23 protein-coding genes are annotated in these 20,558 nt (G+C 59.8%); 16 read left to right on the top strand and 7 right to left on the bottom strand.

Translation table 11 applies throughout. The features are described from left to right. Positions 1–273: 273 nt before the first annotated feature. Positions 274–579 carry a DUF2288 domain-containing protein gene (locus tag AABM54_RS06735; RefSeq protein ID WP_347904511.1) on the bottom strand — a complete coding sequence of 102 codons (306 nt, stop codon included), beginning with the start codon at positions 577–579 and terminating at the stop codon, positions 274–276. A 336-nt stretch (positions 580–915) separates the two neighbouring features. Here AABM54_RS06735 and AABM54_RS06730 point away from each other — a divergent pair, with 336 nt between their 5' ends. The 9 genes from AABM54_RS06730 (at position 916) to AABM54_RS06690 (ending at position 8,677) form a co-directional block, all read left to right on the top strand. After that, positions 916–2,043 carry a branched-chain amino acid ABC transporter substrate-binding protein gene (locus AABM54_RS06730; RefSeq protein ID WP_347904510.1) on the top strand — a complete coding sequence of 376 codons (1,128 nt, stop codon included), beginning with the start codon at positions 916–918 and terminating at the stop codon, positions 2,041–2,043. 230 nt (positions 2,044–2,273) lie between these two features. Beyond that, entirely contained in the window at positions 2,274–3,197 is a 924-nt protein-coding gene (livH, locus tag AABM54_RS06725; protein WP_347904509.1) for a high-affinity branched-chain amino acid ABC transporter permease LivH, read from the top strand. Beyond that, entirely contained in the window at positions 3,194–4,450 is a 1,257-nt protein-coding gene (locus AABM54_RS06720) for a high-affinity branched-chain amino acid ABC transporter permease LivM (RefSeq protein WP_347904508.1), read from the top strand. The genes livH and AABM54_RS06720 overlap by 4 nt, the downstream gene beginning before the upstream one ends. Continuing rightward, positions 4,447–5,214 (top strand): high-affinity branched-chain amino acid ABC transporter ATP-binding protein LivG, encoded by a 768-nt coding sequence (gene livG, locus AABM54_RS06715; RefSeq protein WP_347904507.1) that lies wholly within the window; start codon positions 4,447–4,449, stop codon positions 5,212–5,214. The genes AABM54_RS06720 and livG overlap by 4 nt, the downstream gene beginning before the upstream one ends. Next, complete coding sequence (locus tag AABM54_RS06710) at positions 5,215–5,916, top strand: ABC transporter ATP-binding protein (RefSeq protein ID WP_347904506.1); 702 nt, start codon at positions 5,215–5,217, stop codon at positions 5,914–5,916. A 266-nt stretch (positions 5,917–6,182) separates the two neighbouring features. Further along, on the top strand, positions 6,183–6,485 hold the full coding sequence (locus AABM54_RS06705; RefSeq protein ID WP_347904505.1) for a DUF2282 domain-containing protein: 303 nt from the start codon (positions 6,183–6,185) through the stop codon (positions 6,483–6,485). Positions 6,486–6,510: 25 nt separating this feature from the next. Next, the gene (locus AABM54_RS06700) at positions 6,511–7,401 is read left to right on the top strand and encodes a DUF692 domain-containing protein (RefSeq protein ID WP_347906146.1); all 891 of its coding nucleotides are present in this window, start codon (positions 6,511–6,513) and stop codon (positions 7,399–7,401) included. After that, positions 7,398–8,171, top strand: coding sequence for a DNA-binding domain-containing protein (locus AABM54_RS06695; protein ID WP_347904504.1), 774 nt, complete (start codon positions 7,398–7,400; stop codon positions 8,169–8,171). The genes AABM54_RS06700 and AABM54_RS06695 overlap by 4 nt, the downstream gene beginning before the upstream one ends. Then, a complete protein-coding gene (locus tag AABM54_RS06690) occupies positions 8,168–8,677 on the top strand; it encodes a DoxX family protein (RefSeq protein WP_347904503.1) in 510 nt (169 codons plus the stop codon). The genes AABM54_RS06695 and AABM54_RS06690 overlap by 4 nt, the downstream gene beginning before the upstream one ends. A 3-nt stretch (positions 8,678–8,680) precedes the next feature. Here AABM54_RS06690 and AABM54_RS06685 read toward each other — a convergent pair whose 3' ends face one another. After that, a complete protein-coding gene (locus tag AABM54_RS06685) occupies positions 8,681–9,589 on the bottom strand; it encodes a LysR family transcriptional regulator (protein WP_347904502.1) in 909 nt (302 codons plus the stop codon). Positions 9,590–9,693: 104 nt separating this feature from the next. On the opposite strand from AABM54_RS06685, the gene AABM54_RS06680 reads away from it, so the two are divergent. Further along, positions 9,694–10,293, top strand: a complete 600-nt coding sequence (locus AABM54_RS06680; protein ID WP_347904501.1) for a short chain dehydrogenase — start codon at positions 9,694–9,696, stop codon at positions 10,291–10,293. 27 nt (positions 10,294–10,320) lie between these two features. Here the strand turns inward: AABM54_RS06680 and AABM54_RS06675 are convergent, their stop codons facing one another. After that, positions 10,321–10,635 (bottom strand): hypothetical protein, encoded by a 315-nt coding sequence (locus AABM54_RS06675; RefSeq protein WP_347904500.1) that lies wholly within the window; start codon positions 10,633–10,635, stop codon positions 10,321–10,323. A gap of 199 nt (positions 10,636–10,834) precedes the next feature. Here AABM54_RS06675 and AABM54_RS06670 point away from each other — a divergent pair, with 199 nt between their 5' ends. Together AABM54_RS06670 and AABM54_RS06665 are read left to right on the top strand one after the other, a co-directional pair. Beyond that, positions 10,835–11,491 (top strand): hypothetical protein, encoded by a 657-nt coding sequence (locus AABM54_RS06670; protein ID WP_347906145.1) that lies wholly within the window; start codon positions 10,835–10,837, stop codon positions 11,489–11,491. 111 nt (positions 11,492–11,602) lie between these two features. Beyond that, entirely contained in the window at positions 11,603–13,216 is a 1,614-nt protein-coding gene (locus AABM54_RS06665) for an NAD(P)/FAD-dependent oxidoreductase (RefSeq protein ID WP_347904499.1), read from the top strand. Positions 13,217–13,305: 89 nt separating this feature from the next. On the opposite strand, the gene AABM54_RS06660 is transcribed toward AABM54_RS06665, so the two are convergent. Continuing rightward, positions 13,306–14,400, bottom strand: a complete 1,095-nt coding sequence (locus AABM54_RS06660) for a PLP-dependent cysteine synthase family protein (RefSeq protein ID WP_347904498.1) — start codon at positions 14,398–14,400, stop codon at positions 13,306–13,308. Between the two features lie 320 nt (positions 14,401–14,720). Here AABM54_RS06660 and nhaA point away from each other — a divergent pair, with 320 nt between their 5' ends. From nhaA to AABM54_RS06645, 3 genes are all read left to right on the top strand, one after another. Next, complete coding sequence (nhaA, locus tag AABM54_RS06655) at positions 14,721–15,908, top strand: Na+/H+ antiporter NhaA (RefSeq protein WP_347904497.1); 1,188 nt, start codon at positions 14,721–14,723, stop codon at positions 15,906–15,908. 120 nt (positions 15,909–16,028) lie between these two features. After that, a complete protein-coding gene (locus AABM54_RS06650; RefSeq protein ID WP_347904496.1) occupies positions 16,029–17,228 on the top strand; it encodes an S-type pyocin domain-containing protein in 1,200 nt (399 codons plus the stop codon). Between the two features lie 17 nt (positions 17,229–17,245). After that, positions 17,246–17,497, top strand: a complete 252-nt coding sequence (locus tag AABM54_RS06645; RefSeq protein WP_347904495.1) for a pyocin S6 family toxin immunity protein — start codon at positions 17,246–17,248, stop codon at positions 17,495–17,497. Between the two features lie 159 nt (positions 17,498–17,656). Here the strand turns inward: AABM54_RS06645 and AABM54_RS06640 are convergent, their stop codons facing one another. After that, positions 17,657–18,121: a glycine zipper 2TM domain-containing protein gene (locus AABM54_RS06640; RefSeq protein ID WP_347904494.1), complete on the bottom strand. Its 465-nt coding sequence runs from the start codon at positions 18,119–18,121 to the stop codon at positions 17,657–17,659. Between the two features lie 164 nt (positions 18,122–18,285). Here AABM54_RS06640 and AABM54_RS06635 point away from each other — a divergent pair, with 164 nt between their 5' ends. Beyond that, on the top strand, positions 18,286–18,522 hold the full coding sequence (locus AABM54_RS06635) for a hypothetical protein (protein ID WP_347904493.1): 237 nt from the start codon (positions 18,286–18,288) through the stop codon (positions 18,520–18,522). Between the two features lie 5 nt (positions 18,523–18,527). Here the strand turns inward: AABM54_RS06635 and pdxH are convergent, their stop codons facing one another. Both pdxH and AABM54_RS06625 read right to left on the bottom strand, forming a co-directional pair. After that, positions 18,528–19,175, bottom strand: a complete 648-nt coding sequence (pdxH, locus tag AABM54_RS06630; protein WP_347904492.1) for a pyridoxamine 5'-phosphate oxidase — start codon at positions 19,173–19,175, stop codon at positions 18,528–18,530. A 40-nt stretch (positions 19,176–19,215) separates the two neighbouring features. Beyond that, positions 19,216–20,463: an OmpA family protein gene (locus AABM54_RS06625; RefSeq protein ID WP_347904491.1), complete on the bottom strand. Its 1,248-nt coding sequence runs from the start codon at positions 20,461–20,463 to the stop codon at positions 19,216–19,218. Between the last annotated feature and the right edge of the window lie 95 nt (positions 20,464–20,558).

Below are 20,558 nucleotides of genomic sequence, written 5' to 3'. Positions count from 1 at the left end.
GTGTCCGTGTGAACACAGATATCGTGTACACAACAAAACCTGCGGGAGCGGGCTTGCCCGCGATGGGGCCCTGAAAGCCACTGACGGCATCAGACTTTCCAACATCCAGAAACAATTAAGCAGCCGTTCGGCTGCTTACTAAACTGTTCCCGTTACGTTTACGTCACCTTCCCCCCGGCCGGCCTGTGGCGTTTCTCTACGGCAACCTGCCATCACGCTACTCGGCTACACACTTTTGCACGGGAGCAGCAAGCACCACGTTGGTGCGGTCGCTCAAACCGACGCCCTTTCCTGGATCAGAATCCACGGTGAAACCACCACCGCCCAGAGCTGTGGATCGCGCTCTACCAGATCCAGCGCCCGCGTTTCAGACACCTTGCCCAGCTTCTCGGCAGCCAGCCAGGCTGCCACTTTCTCGCCCTCATCCTGGGCAACGGCTTCGGCCGCCTCGATCAAATCCAGGCCGGCGTCGACCCACAATAGGGCACCCTTGGCAAAGAACGGTTCCAGCTCCTTCCAGGTAATAGATGCGGTTTCACCAAGCAGCTTGGCATAGAGGGTGCTAGGTTCTTGAGTCATGGGCCTGTCCAGAAATGAAATCGACGCAATCATAACGTCGGTGGTCGGGCAGAAAAACCCGGATGCAAAAGTGTGATTGATCGAGAACTGCAGGAAAGCCAAGGATAGCCGCCGAATCGGGCTGAACCCACGCCGCAATTCTGTCTTTTTCTTTCAATAAGGCGACACCCTCAGGTTTTGCCCGTAGGCGCCAGCTTTCCAAGCGAACAATTGGCGCTCTACACTGTACCGGTACAGTTGCCGGGGGCATTTCCGGGGGATATCCAAGATATCGATCCGGTTCTGTGGCCTTGGCTTCTAGAACTATAAAAATTACAACAGCAAGAGTGGAGCACTATGAATAAGGCTACTAAGCAGATTTCCAAACTGTTTGCCGCTATGGTTCTGGCCGGAGTTGCCAGCCATTCGTTCGCAGCTGACACCATCAAGATCGGCATCACCGGCCCTAAAACCGGCCCTGTAGCCCAATACGGCGACATGCAGTTCAGTGGCGCAAAAATGGCCATCGAACAAATCAACGCCAAGGGCGGCGTCAACGGCAAGAAGCTCGAAGCCGTTGAATACGACGATGCGTGCGACCCGAAACAAGCCGTTGCAGTAGCCAACAAAGTCGTCAACGACGGCGTCAAGTTTGTAGTCGGTCACCTGTGCTCCAGCTCCACTCAACCGGCGTCCGACATCTACGAAGACGAAGGCGTGGTCATGATCACCCCGGCTGCCACCAGCCCGGACATCACCAACCGTGGTTACAAGATGGTCTTCCGTACCATCGGTCTGGACAGCGCCCAGGGCCCTGCCGCCGGTAACTACATTGCCGACCACGTGAAACCGAAAATCGTTGCGGTATTGCACGACAAGCAGCAATACGGCGAAGGCATCGCCACTGCCGTGAAGAAAACCCTCGAAGGCAAAGGCGTCAAGGTTGCCGTGTTCGAAGGCATCAACGCCGGCGACAAAGATTTCTCCTCGATGATCTCCAAGCTCAAGCAAGCCAACGTCGACTTCGTCTACTACGGCGGCTACCACCCGGAGCTGGGCCTGATCCTGCGTCAATCCCAGGAAAAAGGCCTGAAAGCCAAGTTCATGGGGCCGGAAGGCGTGGGCAACGACTCGATCTCGCAGATCGCCAAGGACGCTTCCGAAGGCCTGCTGGTGACCCTGCCGAAGTCCTTCGACCAGGACCCGGCGAACGTTGCCCTGGCTGACGCGTTCAAAGCCAAGAAAGAAGACCCGAGCGGCCCGTTCGTGTTCCCTTCCTACTCCGCCGTTGAAGTCATCGCCGGTGGTATCACTGCCGCCAAGAGCGAAGACGCAGCCAAAGTGGCCGAAGCCATCCACACCGGGACCTTCAAGACCCCGACTGGCGACCTGAGCTTCGACGCCAAGGGCGACCTCAAAGACTTCAAATTTGTGGTCTACGAGTGGCACTTCGGCAAACCTAAAACCGAAGTTTCGCCTCAGTAAGGCGTGCCCTGACTGACTGCCAATAAAGCCCGCGGCGTGCCGTGGGCTTTGTTTTACGAGGTAATGGGCCGCACTTGCGTGATCCGCAGTCTGCCCACCTGAAAATCTCAAAACCGTCATCAGCGGTTCGCTGGCAAACCTCATGTCCGAAGTGGATGCAGATCCATGGGGCCTGAGCGGGAAAATGACTCCACCAGTGAAATGCGTATCAGGTTTTTAGGAGCGCTGTAATGCCTGACATCTATCACTTCTTCCAACAGCTGGTTAACGGCCTGACCGTTGGCAGCACGTATGCCTTGATCGCCATCGGCTATACGATGGTCTACGGCATCATTGGAATGATCAACTTCGCCCACGGCGAGGTGTACATGATTGGTTCCTACGTGGCGTTCATCGCCATTGCGGGCCTGTCCATGATGGGACTCGACAGTGTCCCGCTATTGATGACCGCTGCTTTCATCGCGACCATCGTCGTTACCAGTGCCTACGGCTACAGCATCGAACGGATCGCCTACCGCCCCTTGCGCGGCAGCAACCGTCTGATCCCGCTGATTTCCGCCATCGGCATGTCGATCTTCCTGCAGAACACCGTTCTGCTGGCGCAAGACTCCAAGGACAAATCCATCCCCAACCTGATCCCCGGCAACTTCTCCATCGGGCCAGGTGGCGCACATGAAGTGCTGATTTCCTACATGCAAATCGTGGTGTTCGTGGTGACCCTGGTCGCCATGCTCGGCCTGACGCTGTTCATCTCCCGTTCTCGCCTGGGCCGCGCCTGCCGCGCCTGCGCCGAAGACATCAAGATGGCCAACCTGTTGGGCATCAACACCAACAACATCATCGCCCTGACCTTCGTCATTGGTGCGGCGCTGGCGGCCATTGCGGCCGTGCTGCTGAGCATGCAATACGGCGTGATCAACCCGAACGCCGGCTTCCTCGTCGGTCTCAAGGCTTTTACCGCTGCGGTACTGGGCGGCATTGGCAGCATTCCGGGCGCCATGCTCGGCGGGCTGGTCCTGGGGGTAGCTGAAGCATTTGGCGCCGATATCTTCGGCGACCAGTACAAGGATGTCGTGGCGTTCGGTCTATTGGTTCTAGTGTTGTTGTTCCGGCCTACCGGCCTGTTGGGCCGTCCGGAGGTTGAAAAAGTATGACTAGGAATCTTAAACAGGCGCTGTTCAGCGCGCTATTGGTTTGGGCTGTGGCGTATCCGGTACTCGGTCTGAAACTGACTATTGTCGGCATCAACCTCGAAGTTCACGGCACCAGCAATGCAACACTGATCACCATCGCCGTGTGCTCGGTGCTGATGTTCCTGCGGGTATTGTTCGACCACCAGATCAGCGCAGCCTGGAAATCCTCGCCAAGCATGCCGGTGATGCCGGCCAAGGCCAGTAACTTCCTGACGCTGCCATCCACTCAGCGCTGGATCATTATCGCGTTGATCGCTGGCGCGCTGATCTGGCCGTTCTTCGGCTCCCGCGGGGCGGTGGACATCGCCACCCTGGTGCTGATCTACGTGATGCTCGGCCTGGGCCTGAACATCGTGGTCGGCCTGGCCGGTCTGCTCGACCTCGGGTACGTCGGTTTCTACGCCGTAGGCGCCTACAGCTACGCGCTGCTGTCGCACTACTACGGCCTGAGCTTCTGGATCTGCCTGCCGATCGCCGGGATGATGGCCGCCACTTTCGGCTTTCTCCTGGGCTTCCCGGTATTGCGGCTGCGCGGTGACTACCTGGCCATCGTGACGCTGGGCTTCGGTGAAATCATCCGTCTGTTCCTGCGTAACCTGACCGGTCTCACCGGTGGTCCGAACGGTATCAGCAACATCGAGAAACCGACGTTCTTCGGCCTGACCTTCGAACGTAAAGCCGCGGAAGGCCTGCAAACCTTCCACGAGTACTTCGGCCTCGAATACAACTCGATCAACAAGGTGATTTTCCTTTACCTGGTTGCGCTGTTGCTGGCGCTGTTTGCCCTGTTCGTCATCAACCGCTTGCTGCGCATGCCACTGGGGCGTGCCTGGGAAGCGCTGCGTGAAGACGAAATCGCGTGCCGCGCGCTGGGCCTGAACCCAACGATCATCAAGCTTTCGGCCTTCACCCTGGGTGCCTGCTTCGCCGGTTTCGCCGGCAGCTTCTTCGCCGCGCGCCAAGGGCTGGTGACACCGGAGTCCTTCACCTTTATCGAGTCCGCCACCATCCTCGCCATCGTGGTCCTGGGCGGCATGGGCTCGCAATTGGGTGTGGTGCTCGCCGCCACCGTGATGATCCTGTTGCCAGAACTGATGCGTGAGTTCAGCGAGTACCGCATGTTGATGTTCGGCGCCATGATGGTGCTGATGATGATCTGGCGCCCTCAAGGCCTGCTGCCCATGCAACGTCCTCACATGGAGCTGCGAAAATGAGCCGTGAGATCCTGAAAGTAAGCGGCCTGAGCATGCGCTTCGGCGGCCTGTTGGCGGTCAACGGCGTGGCCCTGACCGTAAAGGAAAAGCAGGTGGTGTCGATGATCGGCCCGAACGGCGCCGGCAAGACCACCGTGTTCAACTGCCTGACCGGTTTCTACCAGCCCACCGCCGGCACCATCCTGCTGGACGGCGAGCCGATCCAGGGCCTGCCCGGCCATAAGATTGCCCGCAAGGGCGTGGTGCGGACCTTCCAGAACGTGCGTTTGTTCAAGGACATGACGGCGGTCGAGAACCTCTTGATCGCCCAGCACCGTCACCTGAACACCAACTTCCTGGCCGGTCTGTTCAAGACCCCGGCGTTCCGCAAAAGCGAACGCGAAGCCATGGAGTACGCCGAGTACTGGCTGGACAAGGTCAACCTCAGGGAGTTCGCCAACCGCCCTGCCGGGACGTTGGCCTACGGTCAGCAACGACGCCTGGAAATCGCCCGCTGCATGATGACCCGTCCGCGGATCCTCATGCTCGACGAACCGGCCGCCGGCCTGAACCCGCGAGAAACCGATGACCTCAAGGCGCTGATCAGCGTCCTGCGTGAAGAACACAACGCCACCGTGCTGCTGATCGAACACGACATGAAACTGGTCATGAGCATTTCCGACCACATCGTCGTGATCAACCAGGGCACACCACTGGCCGACGGCACGCCGGAGCAGATCCGCGACAATCCTGAAGTGATCAAAGCCTACCTGGGGGAAGCGTAAATGCTGCAATTCGAAAACGTTTCCACCTTCTACGGCAAGATCCAGGCCCTGCACAGCGTCAACGTCGAAGTCCGCCAGGGCGAGATCGTTACGCTGATCGGTGCCAACGGCGCCGGCAAGTCGACCCTGCTGATGACCCTTTGCGGTTCACCGCAAGCCCATAGCGGCAGCATCCGCTACATGGGCGAGGAACTGGTCGGCCAGGACTCGGCGCGGATCATGCGTAAAAGCATCGCAGTGGTACCGGAAGGTCGTCGGGTGTTCGCTCGCCTGACCGTCGAGGAGAACCTCGCCATGGGCGGGTTCTTCACCGACAAGGGCGACTACCAGGAGCAGATGGACAAGGTCCTGCACCTGTTTCCCCGGCTCAAGGAGCGCTTCAGCCAACGGGGCGGCACCATGTCCGGTGGCGAGCAGCAAATGCTCGCCATCGGCCGGGCGCTGATGAGCAAACCCAAGCTGCTGCTGCTCGACGAGCCGTCGCTGGGCCTGGCGCCGATCATCATCCAGCAGATCTTCGACATCATCGAACAACTGCGCAAGGATGGGGTCACGGTGTTCCTGGTAGAACAGAACGCCAACCAGGCCTTGAAAATCGCCGACCGCGCCTACGTGCTGGAGAACGGCCGGGTGGTGATGCAAGGCACGGGTGAAGCCCTGCTGACCGATCCCAAAGTGCGCGAAGCCTACCTGGGCGGTTAAGCACTGCTGCAAAGAAGAAAACGGCCCTCGGGCCGTTTTTTTTCGCCTGGTGCTTTTCTTGTAGGAGCACGGCTTGCCGACGATAGCGACCTCCCGAACGCCATCGCTGGCAAGCCCGGCGCCTACAGAAACGGGAGTTGGCTTGCCAAGCCCTACAGTTATTTCGATTTTTTTCATCTGCGCTGTAACGAATCCGCATGACCTTTCTCTAGAGGGGTAAGCAAGCACAAACGCTTCCTTATCACGCTCACTTTTGGAGAAACATCATGACTGCTACCACTCGCACCCTGTCCGCCGCCGCTATCGCCCTGGCCCTCGGTTCTGCCTTGAGCATCGCCGCTCTGCCAACCACCGCCCACGCCGCCGACGACATGGAAAAATGCTTTGGCGTTGCCATGAAAGGTAAAAACGATTGCGCCGCAGGCGCGGGCACCACCTGCGCCGGCACCTCGAAAATGGACCACCAGGCCAACGCCTGGAAACTCGTACCAAAAGGCACTTGCGAAACCACCGCCAGCCCAACCTCGCCGACCGGCTTCGGCCAACTGGCCGCCTACAAAGCCAAGTAATCGCCCCCCTGCCTGAGCAACGATGATGCTGACCTCCCCCGCCCTACCTACCCAGCACGCTGCCCAGGCAGGCGCGAACCGGCTCCCGCCCCGTGCGGGACTGGGCCTGAAGACCGAGCACTTTCGCGAAGTGCTCGGTTCACACCCGGACATCGGTTTCTTCGAAGTCCACGCTGAAAACTACATGGTGGCGGGGGGGCCGTTTCACCATTACCTGGGATTGATCCGCGAACAGTACCCGCTGTCGCTCCACGGCGTCGGTCTGTCCATTGGCGCCGAAGGGCCGCTCAACACAGCGCATCTGGCGCGACTGGCGCAATTGATCGAGCGCTATCAACCCCAGTCCTTTTCCGAACACCTGGCATGGTCCAGTCATGGCCCGGTGTTTCTCAATGACCTGCTCCCGTTGGCGTACGACGAACCCACACTCAATCGCGTCTGCGCGCACATCGATCAGGTTCAGAACAGCCTCAAACGTCCGATGCTGCTGGAGAACCCGGCGACCTACCTGCAATTTCAGCGCTCAAGCATCGACGAAACCGCTTTCATCACCGAAGTCATTCGCCGCACCGGTTGCGGCCTGCTGCTGGACGTCAACAACGTCTACGTTTCCTGCATCAATCACCAGCGCGATCCACTGGCCTACATCGATGCCCTACCGTTGTATGCCGTCGGTGAGATCCATCTGGCAGGTTTTGCCGAAGACACCGACAGCCTCGGTGATCGACTGCTGATCGACGACCACGGCGCGCCCATCGATAACGCCGTGTGGGCGCTGTATCGGCAAGTGCTCGAACGTGTGGGGCCGATGGCTACGCTGATCGAACGGGACAACCAACTCCCGGCGTTCAGCGTGTTACAGGCCGAAGCGGGTCAGGCCGATGAATGGCTCAGGTCTGCCGGAGCTCGCCCATGAGCCTTCAATCCGAATTCAGTAAGGCCCTGCTCACCCCGGAACCGGTTTGCCCAAGCGGGTTGTTCAGCGCCAACGGCGCCGACCCGGCCAGTCGCTTCGCGGTTTATCGCAACAACGTGCAAAGCTCGCTGATCAACGCCCTGATCGACGGATACCCGGTGCTCGTGCAGTTGGTCGGGGACGCGTTCTTTCGGGGCATGGCCCAGTGTTACGTACGGCAATGCCCGCCAGGCAACCCGTTGATGAGCGACTACGGCAACGACCTGGCCGATTTCATCGAAGGTTTTTTGCCAGCCGCGACGGTGCCATATCTGGCGGATGTAGCGCGGTTGGAACGCCTGCGAGTCAAGGCCTATCACGCGGCAGATGCCGAGGCCGTCGAGCCCGGGCAGATTGCAGCAGCCATCGGTGACCCGGAAGCCCTCGCCCGCTTACGCATGGATCTGCATCCCTCAACCTTCACCCTGAACTCGCCATACGCCGTGGTTGCCCTGTGGGCAGCCCATCAAGCTGAAACCCCGCCCCAGGACCTTGCGCCGTATCACCCGCAAACCGCGCTGGTGCTGCGCAACGGTCTGGAGGTCGAGGTTTTCGCCATCGATACAGGCTCGATGACCTTCATCCGCAGCCTGCAAGACAACCGCCCGCTGGGACTTGCCGTGGCCGATGCACAGGACGCCGCCCCGGCGTTCAACCTCAGCCAATGCCTGGCGCTCTTAATTGGCCACAACGCCATCACCCGCTTACACCCAGACAAGGTATCGCCATGAACACCCGCACCGAACACCCTGACGCTGCTGCACGCCTGATCGAACGGATCATCGAACTGTTCGAAAAAATCCCTCACTGCCTGATCGCATTCATCGCGCGGTTTTCCATCGCGGCGGTGTTCTGGAAGTCCGGCCAGACCAAGGTCGAGGGCCTGGCAATCGACCTGATCGACGGTACGTTCCAGCTCGGTGTACCGAGGCTTGCAGACTCGACCATTCCCTTGTTCAAGAGCGAATACCCTGTGCCGCTGCTGTCGCCGGAACTGGCGGCGCACATGGCGGCATTCGCCGAACACTTCTTTCCGATCCTGATCCTGGTCGGCTTCGCTACCCGCTTCTCGGCGCTGGCCCTGCTGGGCATGACCCTGATCATTCAAACCTTCGTCTACCCGGACGCCTACCCGACCCACGGCACCTGGGCAGCCGTGCTGCTGTACCTGATGGCCAGAGGCCCGGGTGTGCTGTCGATCGACCACCTGATCGCCAAGCGCTTTCGCGCCGTGTAACCCCTACAACCGGTCCAGCGCCTCACCGCTGCGCTTGAACCAGCCCATCAGGTAGTCGGCCAGCACTTGCGTGCGCTTGGGCAAACCGCCCTGATACGGATGCACCAGGTACATCGGCATGCTGCGCGTCTGGTAGTCGCGCAGCAGCCAGCGCAAACGCCCGTCCGCCAGTTCGGCCTGCAACAAGTACGACGGCAAACGGGCGATACCGGCCCCGGCCAGCGCAGCCTTTTTCAGCAGGTTGTAGTGATTGCTGGCGAACGGCCCCGAAACCCGCACCCGCAACAATTCATGTTGCTGGTGATACAGCCATTCTTCGCGACCGCTGTAATGGCTGTTGAGCAGGCAACGATGCTCGGCCAGTGCGGCCGGGGTGTGCGGCTCACCGTGTTGCTCGAGATAGGCCGGGCTCGCGCAGGTCATCTCATGCCAGGCCAGCAACGGTTTGGCCACCAGCCGTTCGTCATTGGCGACCTCGGAGCGGATCGCCAGGTCAAAGCCATCACGGGACAAATCGCGGTAGCTGTTATTGAGGTCCAGTTCAATCTGCACCTCGGGATACTGCCGCGAGAACTCCAGCAACGCGCCATCGAAGAAGGTCTCCCCCAGCGATACCGGCACCGTTATTCGCACCGGCCCGGCCATGTCGTCCTTCAAACGGGCCAGCGCCTGACGCGCGCGCTCGACCTGGATCACCAGTGCCTGGGCCTGAGGCAATAACGCGGCGCCGGCTGCCGTCAGGCTCAAGCGACGGGTGGTGCGCTGCAACAGCACCACCGCGAAGTTCGCCTCCAACTGGCTGATGCGCTTGGACAACTGCCCCTTGCTGCACCCCAATTGCTGGGCCGCCAAGGTGAAGCTCCCCGCCTCGATCAAAACCGCGAACGCCGCCAGATCATCCATTTCGCTCATGGACTGTTTCCATTTGAAAACCAAAGGTTGCCTATTAGCGCGCTTATCGGCAGGAAAAACCACTCTAGACTGAAACCTCGTCCACCCCTTTGAGGAACAGCACGATGAAAATTCTATTGATTGGCGCCAGCGGCACCGTCGGCTCGGCCATTGACCGCGAACTGTCCGAGCGCCACGAGATCATCCGTATCGGCCGTAACAGCGGTGATTTCCAGGTGGATATCAGCGACAGCGCATCGATCCGCAGGTTGTTCGAACAGACCGGCACGTTCGATGCGCTGGTCTGCGCTGCGGGCAACGTAACCTTCGCGCCGCTGGCCGACATGACTGAAGAAAGCTTTGCGCTGGGCCTGCAAGACAAACTCATGGGCCAGGTCAACCTGCTGCTGATCGGCCGCGAATTCGCCAACGACGGTGCCTCGTTCACCTTCACCTCCGGCGTGCTCAGCCACGATCCGATTCGCAGCGGCGCCTCGGCGGCACTGGTCAACGGCGCCCTGGACAGCTTCGTCCGCGCCGCCGCCATCGAACTGCCGCGCGGTCTGCGGGTCAACTCGGTCAGCCCGAACGTGCTGGTCGAAGCCATGGGCAGCTACGCCCCGTACTTCCGGGGTTACAAACCGGTTCCCGGTGCCGATGTGGCACTGGCCTACGCCAAAAGTGTGGAAGGCTTGCAGACCGGCCAGACGTTTCACGTCGGTTAAGACCGTCCGGTGAAATGTCAGGATCGGTCACTCAATCAACGTCGGCAGTAAGTCCTTGGGCACGGAAACCCTGAACTGCGCCCCAAGGACGGACTGCACGATCGCTGTGGTAATCGGCCGCCCATTGATCGACAAGGTCAATGGCTGCCCCAAGGATTCACGCGTCACCTCTTGCAAACGCTCAGTCGCTTCAGGGCTGAGTGTGACGTTCAACTCCATCGCATAGGGGTTGGGCTTACTGGTGTCCTTCAACAGCACTTCCATCCTGATGAAGTCCGTGGCGGACGAAAAATCAATCTCGGCAGCCTGAGCCGAGGCGGCTCCTGATATCAGCAGCAACATCCAGATTTTCCTGGACATGAACACCTCTCGTCCTTCGTAAAAACCTTCGCAGGTTAGCCGATGCACACCGCTCTGCCCGAACAGAAATCATGCACAGAATGTTGCAGGCCAACCCTTCAACCTGCCTTCAAGCAGACACCGGCCTTGTGATGAACGGTCAGGCTGAGTAACGTGGCGGCACTTGTCTGGAGACCCAATGATGCGTGCCGCCCGTTCCTTGTTGTTTGTTGCCCTGCTTCCCGTGTTTGCCGGTTGCCAGCTGATTCAGGGCCAAGTCGAAAAACCGTCCACTGCGGGCCTGACCCGCTTGCAGGGTGAATTGACCACCGCCGACGGCAAGCTGCTGTTCCAGCCCTGCCAGTCGTCGCAACGTTATGTGGTCAATGACCTCGGCGGCACCAGCATCCGGCAGGAAGCCGCGACCCTGGCCGACCAGCAAGGCAACCTGTTCGCGGATGTGCGCGGGCGTGTCGGGGCCGACGGTCAACTGAACCTGCAACAGCTCTACCGCGTCGAGCGCTCGGGCGCGGCATGCGATGACCCCAACTTCAAACGGTTGATCCTGCGGGCCGGCGGCAATGCCCCGGACTGGAACGTCAAAGTCAGTGGCAAAGGCATGGTGATCGAACGTAGCGGCCAGCCTGCATTGGCCCTCCCGTACCTGGAAGAACAACTGGGCGACGGTCGTTTCAACCTCAGCAGCGAAGCCAATAACCAAAAAGTCGAGCTGTGGGTCGCGCCCCAACGTTGCGTCGACAGTGCCAGCGGCAGCGTGCAACAAATGAGCGCCGAGCTGCGGGTCAACGGCCAGGTGCAACGCGGTTGTGCGTATTTTGGTGGCTCACGGGACGACTGATGCGACGAGCTGCTGTTTTAGCCTGACGGGAGCAAGCCTTTGAGGCTTATAATCGCCGGTTTGTGAAACGCCTTTGGCGCATTTGTGCGCCCCTGCGAACCGGATCCCGTCATGTTACGAATCACCGAACTCAAGTTGCCGATCGACCATCCCGAAGAAGACCTGCGCCCTGCCATCGTGCAGCGCCTGGGCATCGCCAGCGATGACCTGCTCGATTTCACCTTGTTCAAGCGCAGCTACGATGCGCGCAAAAAGTCTTCCGAACTGTGCTTCATCTACACCATCGACCTCAGCGTGCGCGACGAAGCGGAGCTGCTGCTCAAGTTCGCCGATGACCGTAACGTCAACACAGCGCCAGATGTCTCCTACAAAGTCGTCGGCCAGGCCCCACAGGACCTGAGCGAACGGCCGATCGTGGTCGGTTTCGGCCCCTGCGGGATTTTCGCCGGGCTGCTGCTGGCACAGATGGGCTTCAAGCCGATCATCCTCGAACGCGGTACCGAAGTCCGCCAGCGCACCAAGGACACTTGGGGCCTGTGGCGCAAAAGCGTGCTCAACCCCGAGTCCAACGTGCAATTCGGTGAAGGCGGCGCGGGGACCTTCTCCGACGGCAAGCTCTATAGCCAGATCAAGGACCCGAAACACCACGGCCGCAAAGTGCTGCACGAGTTCGTCAAGGCCGGTGCGCCGGAAGAAATCCTCTACGTCAGCAAACCACACATCGGTACGTTCCGTCTGACGGGCGTCGTGGAAAACATGCGTGAGCAGATTCGTGCGCTGGGCGGTGAAGTACGCTTCCAGCAGCGCGTGACTGACGTGCTGATCGAAGACGGCCAACTGACCGGTATCGAACTCGCCAGCGGCGAACAGATCCATTCAAAACACGTGGTTCTGGCCCTCGGCCACAGTGCCCGGGACACGTTCCGCATGCTTCACGGCCGTGGCGTGTTCATGGAGGCCAAGCCGTTCTCGGTGGGTTTCCGTATCGAACACCCGCAATCGCTGATCGACAGCGCACGCCTGGGCAAATACGCCGGTCACCCGAAACTCGGTGCCGCCGACTACAAACTGGTGCACCACGCCAAGAACGGCCGTTCGGTCTACAGCTTCTGCATGTGCCCGGGCGGCACCGTGGTGGCCGCGACCTCCGAGCCGAACCGCGTCGTGACCAACGGCATGAGTCAGTACTCGCGTAACGAGCGCAACGCCAACTCCGGCATCGTTGTAGGAATCACCCCGGAAGTCGATTACCCGGGCGGCCCACTGGCCGGGATCGAGTTGCAGGAGCGTCTGGAGTCCCACGCGTTCGTCCTGGGTGGCAGCAACTACGAAGCGCCGGCGCAACTGGTCGGCGACTTTATCGCGGGCAAGCCGTCCACTGCGCTGGGCACGGTCGAGCCGTCCTACAAGCCGGGCGTAGCGTTGGGTGATTTGGCGCTGGCCTTGCCGGCATTCGCCATCGAAGCCATTCGCGAAGCCTTGCCAGCCTTCGAGAAGCAGATTCGCGGTTACTCGCTGCACGACGCGGTACTGACCGGGATCGAGACCCGCACCTCGTCGCCACTGCGCATTACCCGCAACGAGTCGATGCAGAGCATGAACGTCAAAGGTCTGTTCCCGGCCGGTGAAGGTGCCGGTTACGCTGGCGGGATTCTGTCGGCAGGCGTGGACGGGATTCGCATCGCCGAAGCGGTGGTACGCGACATTCTCGGCCTGGAAGCCTGATAGGCAATCCCTGAACAAAAAAAACCTGTGGGAGATTCTATGTTGCAGGGCAACCCTGCAACATAGAATCTCCCACATTGGTTTCAGTGTCAGATATTGGCGCGCAGCACGCTGGCCGGTAGCGGCTCGCCGCGCTCGACACTGGCCGCAACGGCCGTGATCAAACCCTCCAGCTCATACCCCTGCGCCTTCAGCCAATCCTGATCGTAGTAGGTCGTCGCATAGCGTTCGCCACCGTCACACAGGATTGCCACAATCGAACCACTCTCCCCCGCTGCCACCATTTGCTGGGCTGCCATCAAGGCGCCGATCAGGTTGGTCCCGCTGGAGCCGCCCACTCGCCGCCCCAAACGCTGCGCCAAGTAATGCATGGCCGCCAGCGACAAGGCATCCGGCACCTTGACCATCGCATCAATCACCTTGGGCAGGAACGACGCCTCGACCCGTGGCCGCCCAATGCCCTCGATCCGTGAGCCGCATTCCAGGCGCAATGTTGCGTCGCCGGTCTGGTAGTAATCGAAGAACACCGAACGCTCGGCATCGGCGCACAGCACGCGGGTGCAATGCTGGCGATAGCGCACGTAACGCCCCAGCGTTGCAGTGGTGCCACCCGTGCCAGGGCTGGAAATCAGCCAGCTCGGCTCCGGGTGACGCTCGAAACGCATCTGCTGGAAAATCGATTCGGCGATGTTGTTGTTCGCGCGCCAGTCGGTGGCGCGTTCGGCGTAGGTGAACTGGTCGATGAAATGCCCGTCATGCTCACGCGCCAGCCGTTCGGATTCGGCGTAGATCTGCGTCGGGTCCTGCACCAGATGGCTTTTGCCGCCGTAAAACTCGATCTGCGCGATCTTTTCCCGGGAGGTCGTGGCCGGCATCACTGCAATAAACGGCAGGCCCAGCAAGCGGGCGAAATATGCCTCGGAAATCGCCGTCGAACCGCTGGACGCCTCGATCACCGGCGCGCCGGGCTTGAGCCAGCCGTTGCACAACGCATACAGGAACAGCGAGCGCGCCAGGCGATGCTTGAGGCTGCCGGTGGGGTGGCTGGATTCGTCCTTGAAATACAACTCGATGCCCGGCAACCCCGGCAGCGGCAAAGGGATCAGGTGTGTATCGGCGCTACGCTGGAAGTCGGCTTCAATAATCCGGATGGCTTCGCGGGCCCACTGACGGTTGTCGCTCATGGTCTTTTCTCGTTGGATCGTGCGCCACGCGTGGCACAGGATGATGGTGTGCACCCAGCTTAGGCGATGCGGGCGCAGGGAAAACCTGGCGGTGACAACAGGTCACACTTCGCCCGGTAAAGGCGAGCCGACAAGCTTAGGAAAAATCCCACGAAAGGCACAGGTACAGCTGAACCTCAATTCACCGATCAACTGCTAGGCTCTGCTCAACAGCCTTGGTTGTAACGGTATATAACAAAAAAGAATATAACTTTTGTTTTAACAACTAACCGTACGGGTTAGGGTGGTCCACCTTTTGAATCGATAGATGGAGAGCGACCTTGCCTCTGCGTAGCACTTTCACGCGTTTCTTTCAGTTGGAAGCTGCCAGCGGTCTGTTATTGATTGCTGCCGCTGCCCTTGCCCTGATCATCAACAACTCACCGCTGTCCTGGCTCTACAACGGCCTGCTGGACACTCCCGTGGTCGCCCAGATCGGCGCCCTGAAAATCGCCAAACCCCTGTTGCTATGGATCAACGACGGCTTGATGGCGATGTTTTTCCTGCTGATCGGCCTTGAGGTCAAACGCGAAATCCTTGACGGCCAACTGTCCAAACCCTCACAGATCGTACTGCCCGGCGCGGCGGCCATCGGCGGCATGGTCGTGCCGGCGCTGATCTACTGGTTCCTCAACAAGGACAACCCGCCTGCCCTGAGCGGCTGGGCCATCCCGATGGCCACCGACATCGCCTTCGCCCTCGGCGTGCTCGCCTTGCTGGGCAAGCGTGTGCCGGTGTCGCTCAAGCTGTTTTTGATGACCCTGGCAATCATCGATGACCTGGGTGCAATCATCGTCATCGCGATCTTCTACTCAGGTGCGCTGTCGACGCTGTCGCTGATGCTGGCCGCGGCCTGCATCGTGGCATTGGTGGCAATGAACCGGCTCGGTGTGGTCAAGCTTGGGCCGTACATGATCATCGGTCTGATTCTGTGGGTCTGCGTGCTCAAGAGCGGTGTCCACGCCACGCTGGCCGGCGTGACCCTGGCCTTCTGCATCCCGCTGCGCACGAAAAACGCCGAGCCTTCGCCATTGCTGACCCTGGAACACGCGCTGCATCCCTGGGTAGCATTTGGCATCCTGCCGCTGTTTGCCTTCGCCAACGCCGGCCTGTCGCTGAGTGGCGTCACCGTAGAAAGCTTCACCCACCACGTGCCCATGGGCATCGCCGTCGGCCTGCTGCTGGGTAAAACCCTCGGCGTGTTCGGCCTGACCTGGCTGGCGGTCAAAATCGGCATCGCCGCCCTGCCCGCTGGCGCCAATTGGGGCCAGGTACTGGGTGTGGCGATCCTTTGCGGTATCGGGTTCACCATGAGCCTGTTTGTCGGTTCCCTGGCCTTTGTGCCTGGCGCCAGCGAATACGCCGGGATGGATCGCATGGGCATTCTGACCGGCTCGATTCTGGCCGCGCTGATTGGTTACACCGTGACCGCCATGGCCAGTCGCAAGAACACTGCGTTGGCCTCCTGAGCGACAGAGAAACCGCCTAGGTACATTCAAGACCCGTCCTACATCCACGATTAGCCACGTTCGATAACGTCGCGCAGCCCCTCCGGGGGCTGCCGATTGACGAACAGAGCAGGCTAATCAGTGGCTGGCAACAAGGACGTTCCCAAGGTTCCCAACCCGCCGTCAGGCGATGGGCACCACATCACCCATCGGTACATGACGGCCAGCGAGCTGGCCGAGCGTGCCGACAGGCAAAAATCCTACGACGACATGCTCGCAAGGCAGGCTGCCTTCGAAAGGCATCGCCAGGTGTTCGCTAAAAACAGCCCTGCGCCTCGGGCTGGCTGTGTATTCGCCAAATCCTGCAAGCTGCCAGACGCCATCATCGATTACTCGAATCCTTCCGGTGCCATCCCCACGGATGCGCTGAAAGACTACGGCGATCTGCTTCTTTTGGGTGCCCGTGAAGCCGATGAATCCGGCCTGGTACAACTGAAGACCATCAGTGGAAGTGCGATACCTGTCGGCATTGGCGGCCTGGCCCTTGGAGGGGCGGCCCTGGGCACCGTAACGCTGCCCTCTGCCAGCGTCGTTGTCGGCGTAGCTGCCGGAGCACTGGGCTGGTTGGTCACACTGTTCTGGTCATCCTCGCTGGGCGACAGCTCGCTCTACACCCAAGAGCAGCTTCGCGACCTCAAACAGGCCCGCACCCGTGTTCGCCTGCACGTCGAGCAACAAAGCGACGGCAGCCTCAAGGGTTACGGCTTCTACACCGGCAAAAATCGTGACTGGGAGATGGTGGATGTCGTTCAGTTCACATCACGTGGCAGTCAACAGGTGGCTGATCTCGGGGATGGCATCGAGCTGATCTGGACACCGGCCGAGGACGGCTCCGACGTCCTCGGCATTCCCGCGCTGGAGGCCGCACCACAAGCACCGCATATCTGGGTCTACCCGCCGACGAAAGCGGCTGACAGCATCATCGTCGACCCGATTTATCCACCTGAGTACAAGGATTTCATTCTTGTGTTTCCGGCGGATTCCGGGGTGCTGCCGGTTTATATTGTGGTTAGCATGCCTGGGGATCACAAATACTACGATGATCCCGAGTTACTCCCCGCATTTCCCGATGCCTCAAGGGTGAAGTCAAAAGCTTCAGTTCAAGGAGGAGGTAAAAAAAGAGCTCGGTGGGTAGACCGCAAAGGACGGATATACGAATGGGACTCGAAGAGTGGAGCCGTCGAAAAGTACGATAAATTAGGAAAACATCTAGGAGAGTTCAACCACTTAACAGGCGAACAAACAAAAATAGCAAAACCGGGTAGAACCACCCCGAAGTGAACCAAGAGAAGATAACCATGCGCTACCTATCAATCACAGGATTTTATCCTGACGAGCAGCAGGATGACTCCTTGCAGTTTGAGCTGCATGTTAAAGATTACGGGTTAAACCAGAAGCTGGCTCAATTGACCGAGTCAAAATCTCTTGATGAAATCGAGCCTGGAGAACTCGAACTAACAAGTAGCCAAATATTGCAGATCGCCAGATTGCTCAATATCGAGTTCCCGGATGGGCTGGAGTACTTTATTGGAACTCGAGCAGCACAATGAAAAACCAAGCTCCTAAGCTCCAGCTGTCGCGAAAATACTGACTAGGACAATCTACATTTCAGTCTGGCCACATCAGCTCAACTGCAATATTTAGCTGACTAAATTGAAAAAAACCCCGACCAGCTCACCTGATCGGGGTTTTGTTTACCGCAAAAAAACTCAGTGCGAAACGCGGCTGGTGCCACCGACGGTGGAGATGCGAACGCGCTCGCCCACACGGAACACTTCGTTTTCCTGAACTTGCTGGACGTAGGCGCGGATGCCGCCGTCGTCTTCGCGAACGGTGATTTCCACACCCTGGGTACGGGTCAGGCCTTCTTCGGCAGCCGAACCGATCAGCCCGCCGGCCACCGCGCCTATCACTGCGGTAACGATACTGCCGCGACCGCCGCCAATGGCGGAACCGCCGACACCACCCACCACCGCGCCGGCTGCACCGCCGATCGGGGTTTTGGTGCCTTCGATTTTCACTGGGCGCAGGGATTCGATAGTGCCCATACGAATCTGCTGCACGCGACGTGCTTCGTCACGGGAGTAAGAGTCGCCGGTCAGGCTGGATTGGCAGCCACTGAGCAACGCCGCCATCGTGGTGAAAGAAGCAATCAACAGAACAGACTTACGCATAGGATCAACTCCAAAGGACAGGTATTCATTAAACTCCGCAGCTTGACGCCTGTCACGGCACCGCCCGGATAAAATTGGTTTCATTCAGGCGCAGTACAGTCGCACATGAACATTCATCACACCGTAGCGCCACATTCAAACGCCTGCGCAGCCCAAGGATTCCCATGGATTACTTCATCATTGTCGTCACCACCGTTGCCGGACTGTACTTCCACGGATGGCTGTACGTGCGGATCAAACGCTGGATGGACCGCGACCTGGCGTTGGCCCTGGCTGGCAATGACGAACATAAAAAAGCCTTCATGCTGCAACAGTTGGAGCGTGCCCGGCAGCAAAAAATCAAGCGCCGGGACCTCGCTCACTGGCTGGAGGCAGCTGCTGCCACCTACCCGGCCCGCTGATCGGTTTAAGGTGCCAGGCGCTCACGACTCCAGTCAGCGCCCTGCAAACGGTAGTTCAAACGGTCATGCAAACGGCTCGCACGACCTTGCCAGAACTCGATGCGCTCCGGCAGCAAGCGATAACCGCCCCAGTGTTCCGGGCAATCGGGCTGGTTGTCGCTGAAACGCTGCTCGGTGACCTTGAGCAAACCTTCCAGCTCAGCCCGATCGGCAATCACCTGGCTCTGCGGTGAGGCCCAGGCCCCCAGTCGACTGCCCAGCGGTCGAACCTGGAAATAAGCGTCCGACTCCTGTGGCGTCACCTTCACTACCCGTCCTTCAATCCGCACCTGGCGCTCCAGGGTCGGCCAGAAGAAGGTCATGGCCGCAAACGGCCGGGCCGCCAGTTGCTGGCCCTTGGCGCTTTCGTAGTTGGTGAAGAAGGTGAAGCCCTGCTCGTCGAGCCCCTTGAGCAACAGGATTCGGCAATGCGGGCGACCGTCCTCATCAACCGTGGCCAGGGTCATGGCATTGGCCTCGACCGGCGGTTGCTCGGTTTTCACCGCGTCAGCGAACCACTGATGAAACAGCGCGAATGGCTCGACCGGGGCCTGAGCCTCGGTCAAACCATCGCGGGTGTAGTCGCGACGCATATCAGCCAACGACTGGGTCATGGCGTTTTCCTTATGCTTGATCCGTCAGTTCCGTGCCTGATTACTGACCGCTGGCGGTCTTGCCCGCTGAATCGGCTTTGGCCACAACCGGTTTCTTGGCCGGGGCTGCGGTTTTGGCGGTGGCTTTTTTGGCTGGCGCGGCTTTCTTCGCCGGAGCCGCTTTTTTCGCCGTCGTGGATTTCTTCGCCGGGGTCGCCTTCTTCTCGGCCAGTACGGCTGTGGCAGGCTTGACGTCCTGCACCGCGACCATTTCTGCCGCTGGTGGTGTCGGCTGGCTGTACTTGCTCAGCAACGCCAGCATCGTGGTGCGCTGGGTCAGCATGATTTCCACACGACGGTTCAAGGCGCGGCCCTGGTTGCTGTCGTTCGCGGCACGTGGCATCAGGTCACCCATGCCCCGCAACATCAGGCGATCACGCTTCAAGCCACCGAGGCTGAAGATCGACGCGACGGAAGTCGCACGTTCCTTGCTCAGCGCCTGAGTTGCAGGCGCGGTACCCGTGGCGTCGCCGTGACCGAGTACCAACACAGAGGTTTTGGTGTCGGTTTCAACCAGCTTGGCGATCCGGGTGAATGGGCCCAGGGTCGATGGCAGCAACATGGCCGGGCGTTTCGGGTTAAAGGAGTCATCCACCGGCACGACCACCACCAGCACGTTCTCGCGACGCTCTACCTGCAAGCGGCTGTCCTTGACGGCGACCCGCAGACGCGGCTCGTAGTCGTCCAGCCAGGCTTGGGTGATCTTCGGATCAGGCATCGGCACGCTTTGGACCTGAGCCTTGGCCTCAGCCTTTGATTCGCTGCCAAACGGCCACCACCACTTGCTCTCGGCATCGGCTTTGGCCGCCGCGGCGGCAGGGGTTGCAGCAACGGCCGCAACAGGCGCTACGGCTTTGGTGTCAGTGACCGGCGCTTTTGCCGGGGTCTCTTTGGAAGAGAACGGCCACCAGCTGCTGCCTGTGTCCTGAGCCTTGGCAACCGGGACCGGGGTGGCTGCCGGAGCAGCAGGTGCCGGTGTCGGCGCTACTGCAGCGGTGGCTGGTTTGCCTTTGCTGGCCGCCGTGTTGGCAGGCGCAGGAGCTGGCGCATTGGCGGTTTTGGCTTGCGTCTTGGCGTCTGGCTTGGCATCCGGTTTAACGTCAGGCTTGGCGGCGGTTTTGTCCGCAACCTTGTCGGAACCTGAACCGAATGACCACCAATGGCCACCGTCAGCATCATTTTGTGGGGTCTGTGCGCAACCGGTAATGCTGAGACACAGTGCCAAGGCTAGAGATTTGTTCGGTGACATGGGATATCCACAAAATGAGATAAGAAGCTGTGGGTCGCTGCGACCCGTATAAACAGACGCTTTGAAACTTTAAAAGCCACAGGGTTCCGTGCTGT

The sequence above is a fragment of the Pseudomonas purpurea genome (assembly GCF_039908635.1).
Taxonomy (GTDB): domain Bacteria; phylum Pseudomonadota; class Gammaproteobacteria; order Pseudomonadales; family Pseudomonadaceae; genus Aquipseudomonas; species Aquipseudomonas purpurea.
This window is presented reverse-complemented; position numbering and strand designations above follow the sequence as displayed.

Bases quoted from the DNA above. Each gene is read 5' to 3' on its own strand.
- AABM54_RS06705 (WP_347904505.1), top strand. From the start codon at position 6,183: ATGACTGCTACCACTCGCACCCTGTCCGCCGCCGCTATCGCCCTGGCC.
- AABM54_RS06675 (WP_347904500.1), bottom strand. From the start codon at position 10,635: ATGTTGCTGCTGATATCAGGAGCCGCCTCGGCTCAGGCTGCCGAGATT.
- livG (WP_347904507.1), top strand. From the start codon at position 4,447: ATGAGCCGTGAGATCCTGAAAGTAAGCGGCCTGAGCATGCGCTTCGGC.
- AABM54_RS06680 (WP_347904501.1), top strand. From the start codon at position 9,694: ATGAAAATTCTATTGATTGGCGCCAGCGGCACCGTCGGCTCGGCCATT.
- AABM54_RS06660 (WP_347904498.1), bottom strand. From the start codon at position 14,400: ATGAGCGACAACCGTCAGTGGGCCCGCGAAGCCATCCGGATTATTGAA.
- AABM54_RS06685 (WP_347904502.1), bottom strand. From the start codon at position 9,589: ATGAGCGAAATGGATGATCTGGCGGCGTTCGCGGTTTTGATCGAGGCG.
- AABM54_RS06665 (WP_347904499.1), top strand. From the start codon at position 11,603: ATGTTACGAATCACCGAACTCAAGTTGCCGATCGACCATCCCGAAGAA.
- AABM54_RS06625 (WP_347904491.1), bottom strand. From the start codon at position 20,463: ATGTCACCGAACAAATCTCTAGCCTTGGCACTGTGTCTCAGCATTACC.
- AABM54_RS06640 (WP_347904494.1), bottom strand. From the start codon at position 18,121: ATGCGTAAGTCTGTTCTGTTGATTGCTTCTTTCACCACGATGGCGGCG.
- AABM54_RS06730 (WP_347904510.1), top strand. From the start codon at position 916: ATGAATAAGGCTACTAAGCAGATTTCCAAACTGTTTGCCGCTATGGTT.
- AABM54_RS06645 (WP_347904495.1), top strand. From the start codon at position 17,246: ATGCGCTACCTATCAATCACAGGATTTTATCCTGACGAGCAGCAGGAT.
- AABM54_RS06690 (WP_347904503.1), top strand. From the start codon at position 8,168: ATGAACACCCGCACCGAACACCCTGACGCTGCTGCACGCCTGATCGAA.
- livH (WP_347904509.1), top strand. From the start codon at position 2,274: ATGCCTGACATCTATCACTTCTTCCAACAGCTGGTTAACGGCCTGACC.
- AABM54_RS06735 (WP_347904511.1), bottom strand. From the start codon at position 579: ATGACTCAAGAACCTAGCACCCTCTATGCCAAGCTGCTTGGTGAAACC.
- AABM54_RS06695 (WP_347904504.1), top strand. From the start codon at position 7,398: ATGAGCCTTCAATCCGAATTCAGTAAGGCCCTGCTCACCCCGGAACCG.
- AABM54_RS06670 (WP_347906145.1), top strand. From the start codon at position 10,835: ATGCGTGCCGCCCGTTCCTTGTTGTTTGTTGCCCTGCTTCCCGTGTTT.
- AABM54_RS06700 (WP_347906146.1), top strand. From the start codon at position 6,511: ATGCTGACCTCCCCCGCCCTACCTACCCAGCACGCTGCCCAGGCAGGC.
- AABM54_RS06720 (WP_347904508.1), top strand. From the start codon at position 3,194: ATGACTAGGAATCTTAAACAGGCGCTGTTCAGCGCGCTATTGGTTTGG.
- pdxH (WP_347904492.1), bottom strand. From the start codon at position 19,175: ATGACCCAGTCGTTGGCTGATATGCGTCGCGACTACACCCGCGATGGT.
- AABM54_RS06710 (WP_347904506.1), top strand. From the start codon at position 5,215: ATGCTGCAATTCGAAAACGTTTCCACCTTCTACGGCAAGATCCAGGCC.
- AABM54_RS06635 (WP_347904493.1), top strand. From the start codon at position 18,286: ATGGATTACTTCATCATTGTCGTCACCACCGTTGCCGGACTGTACTTC.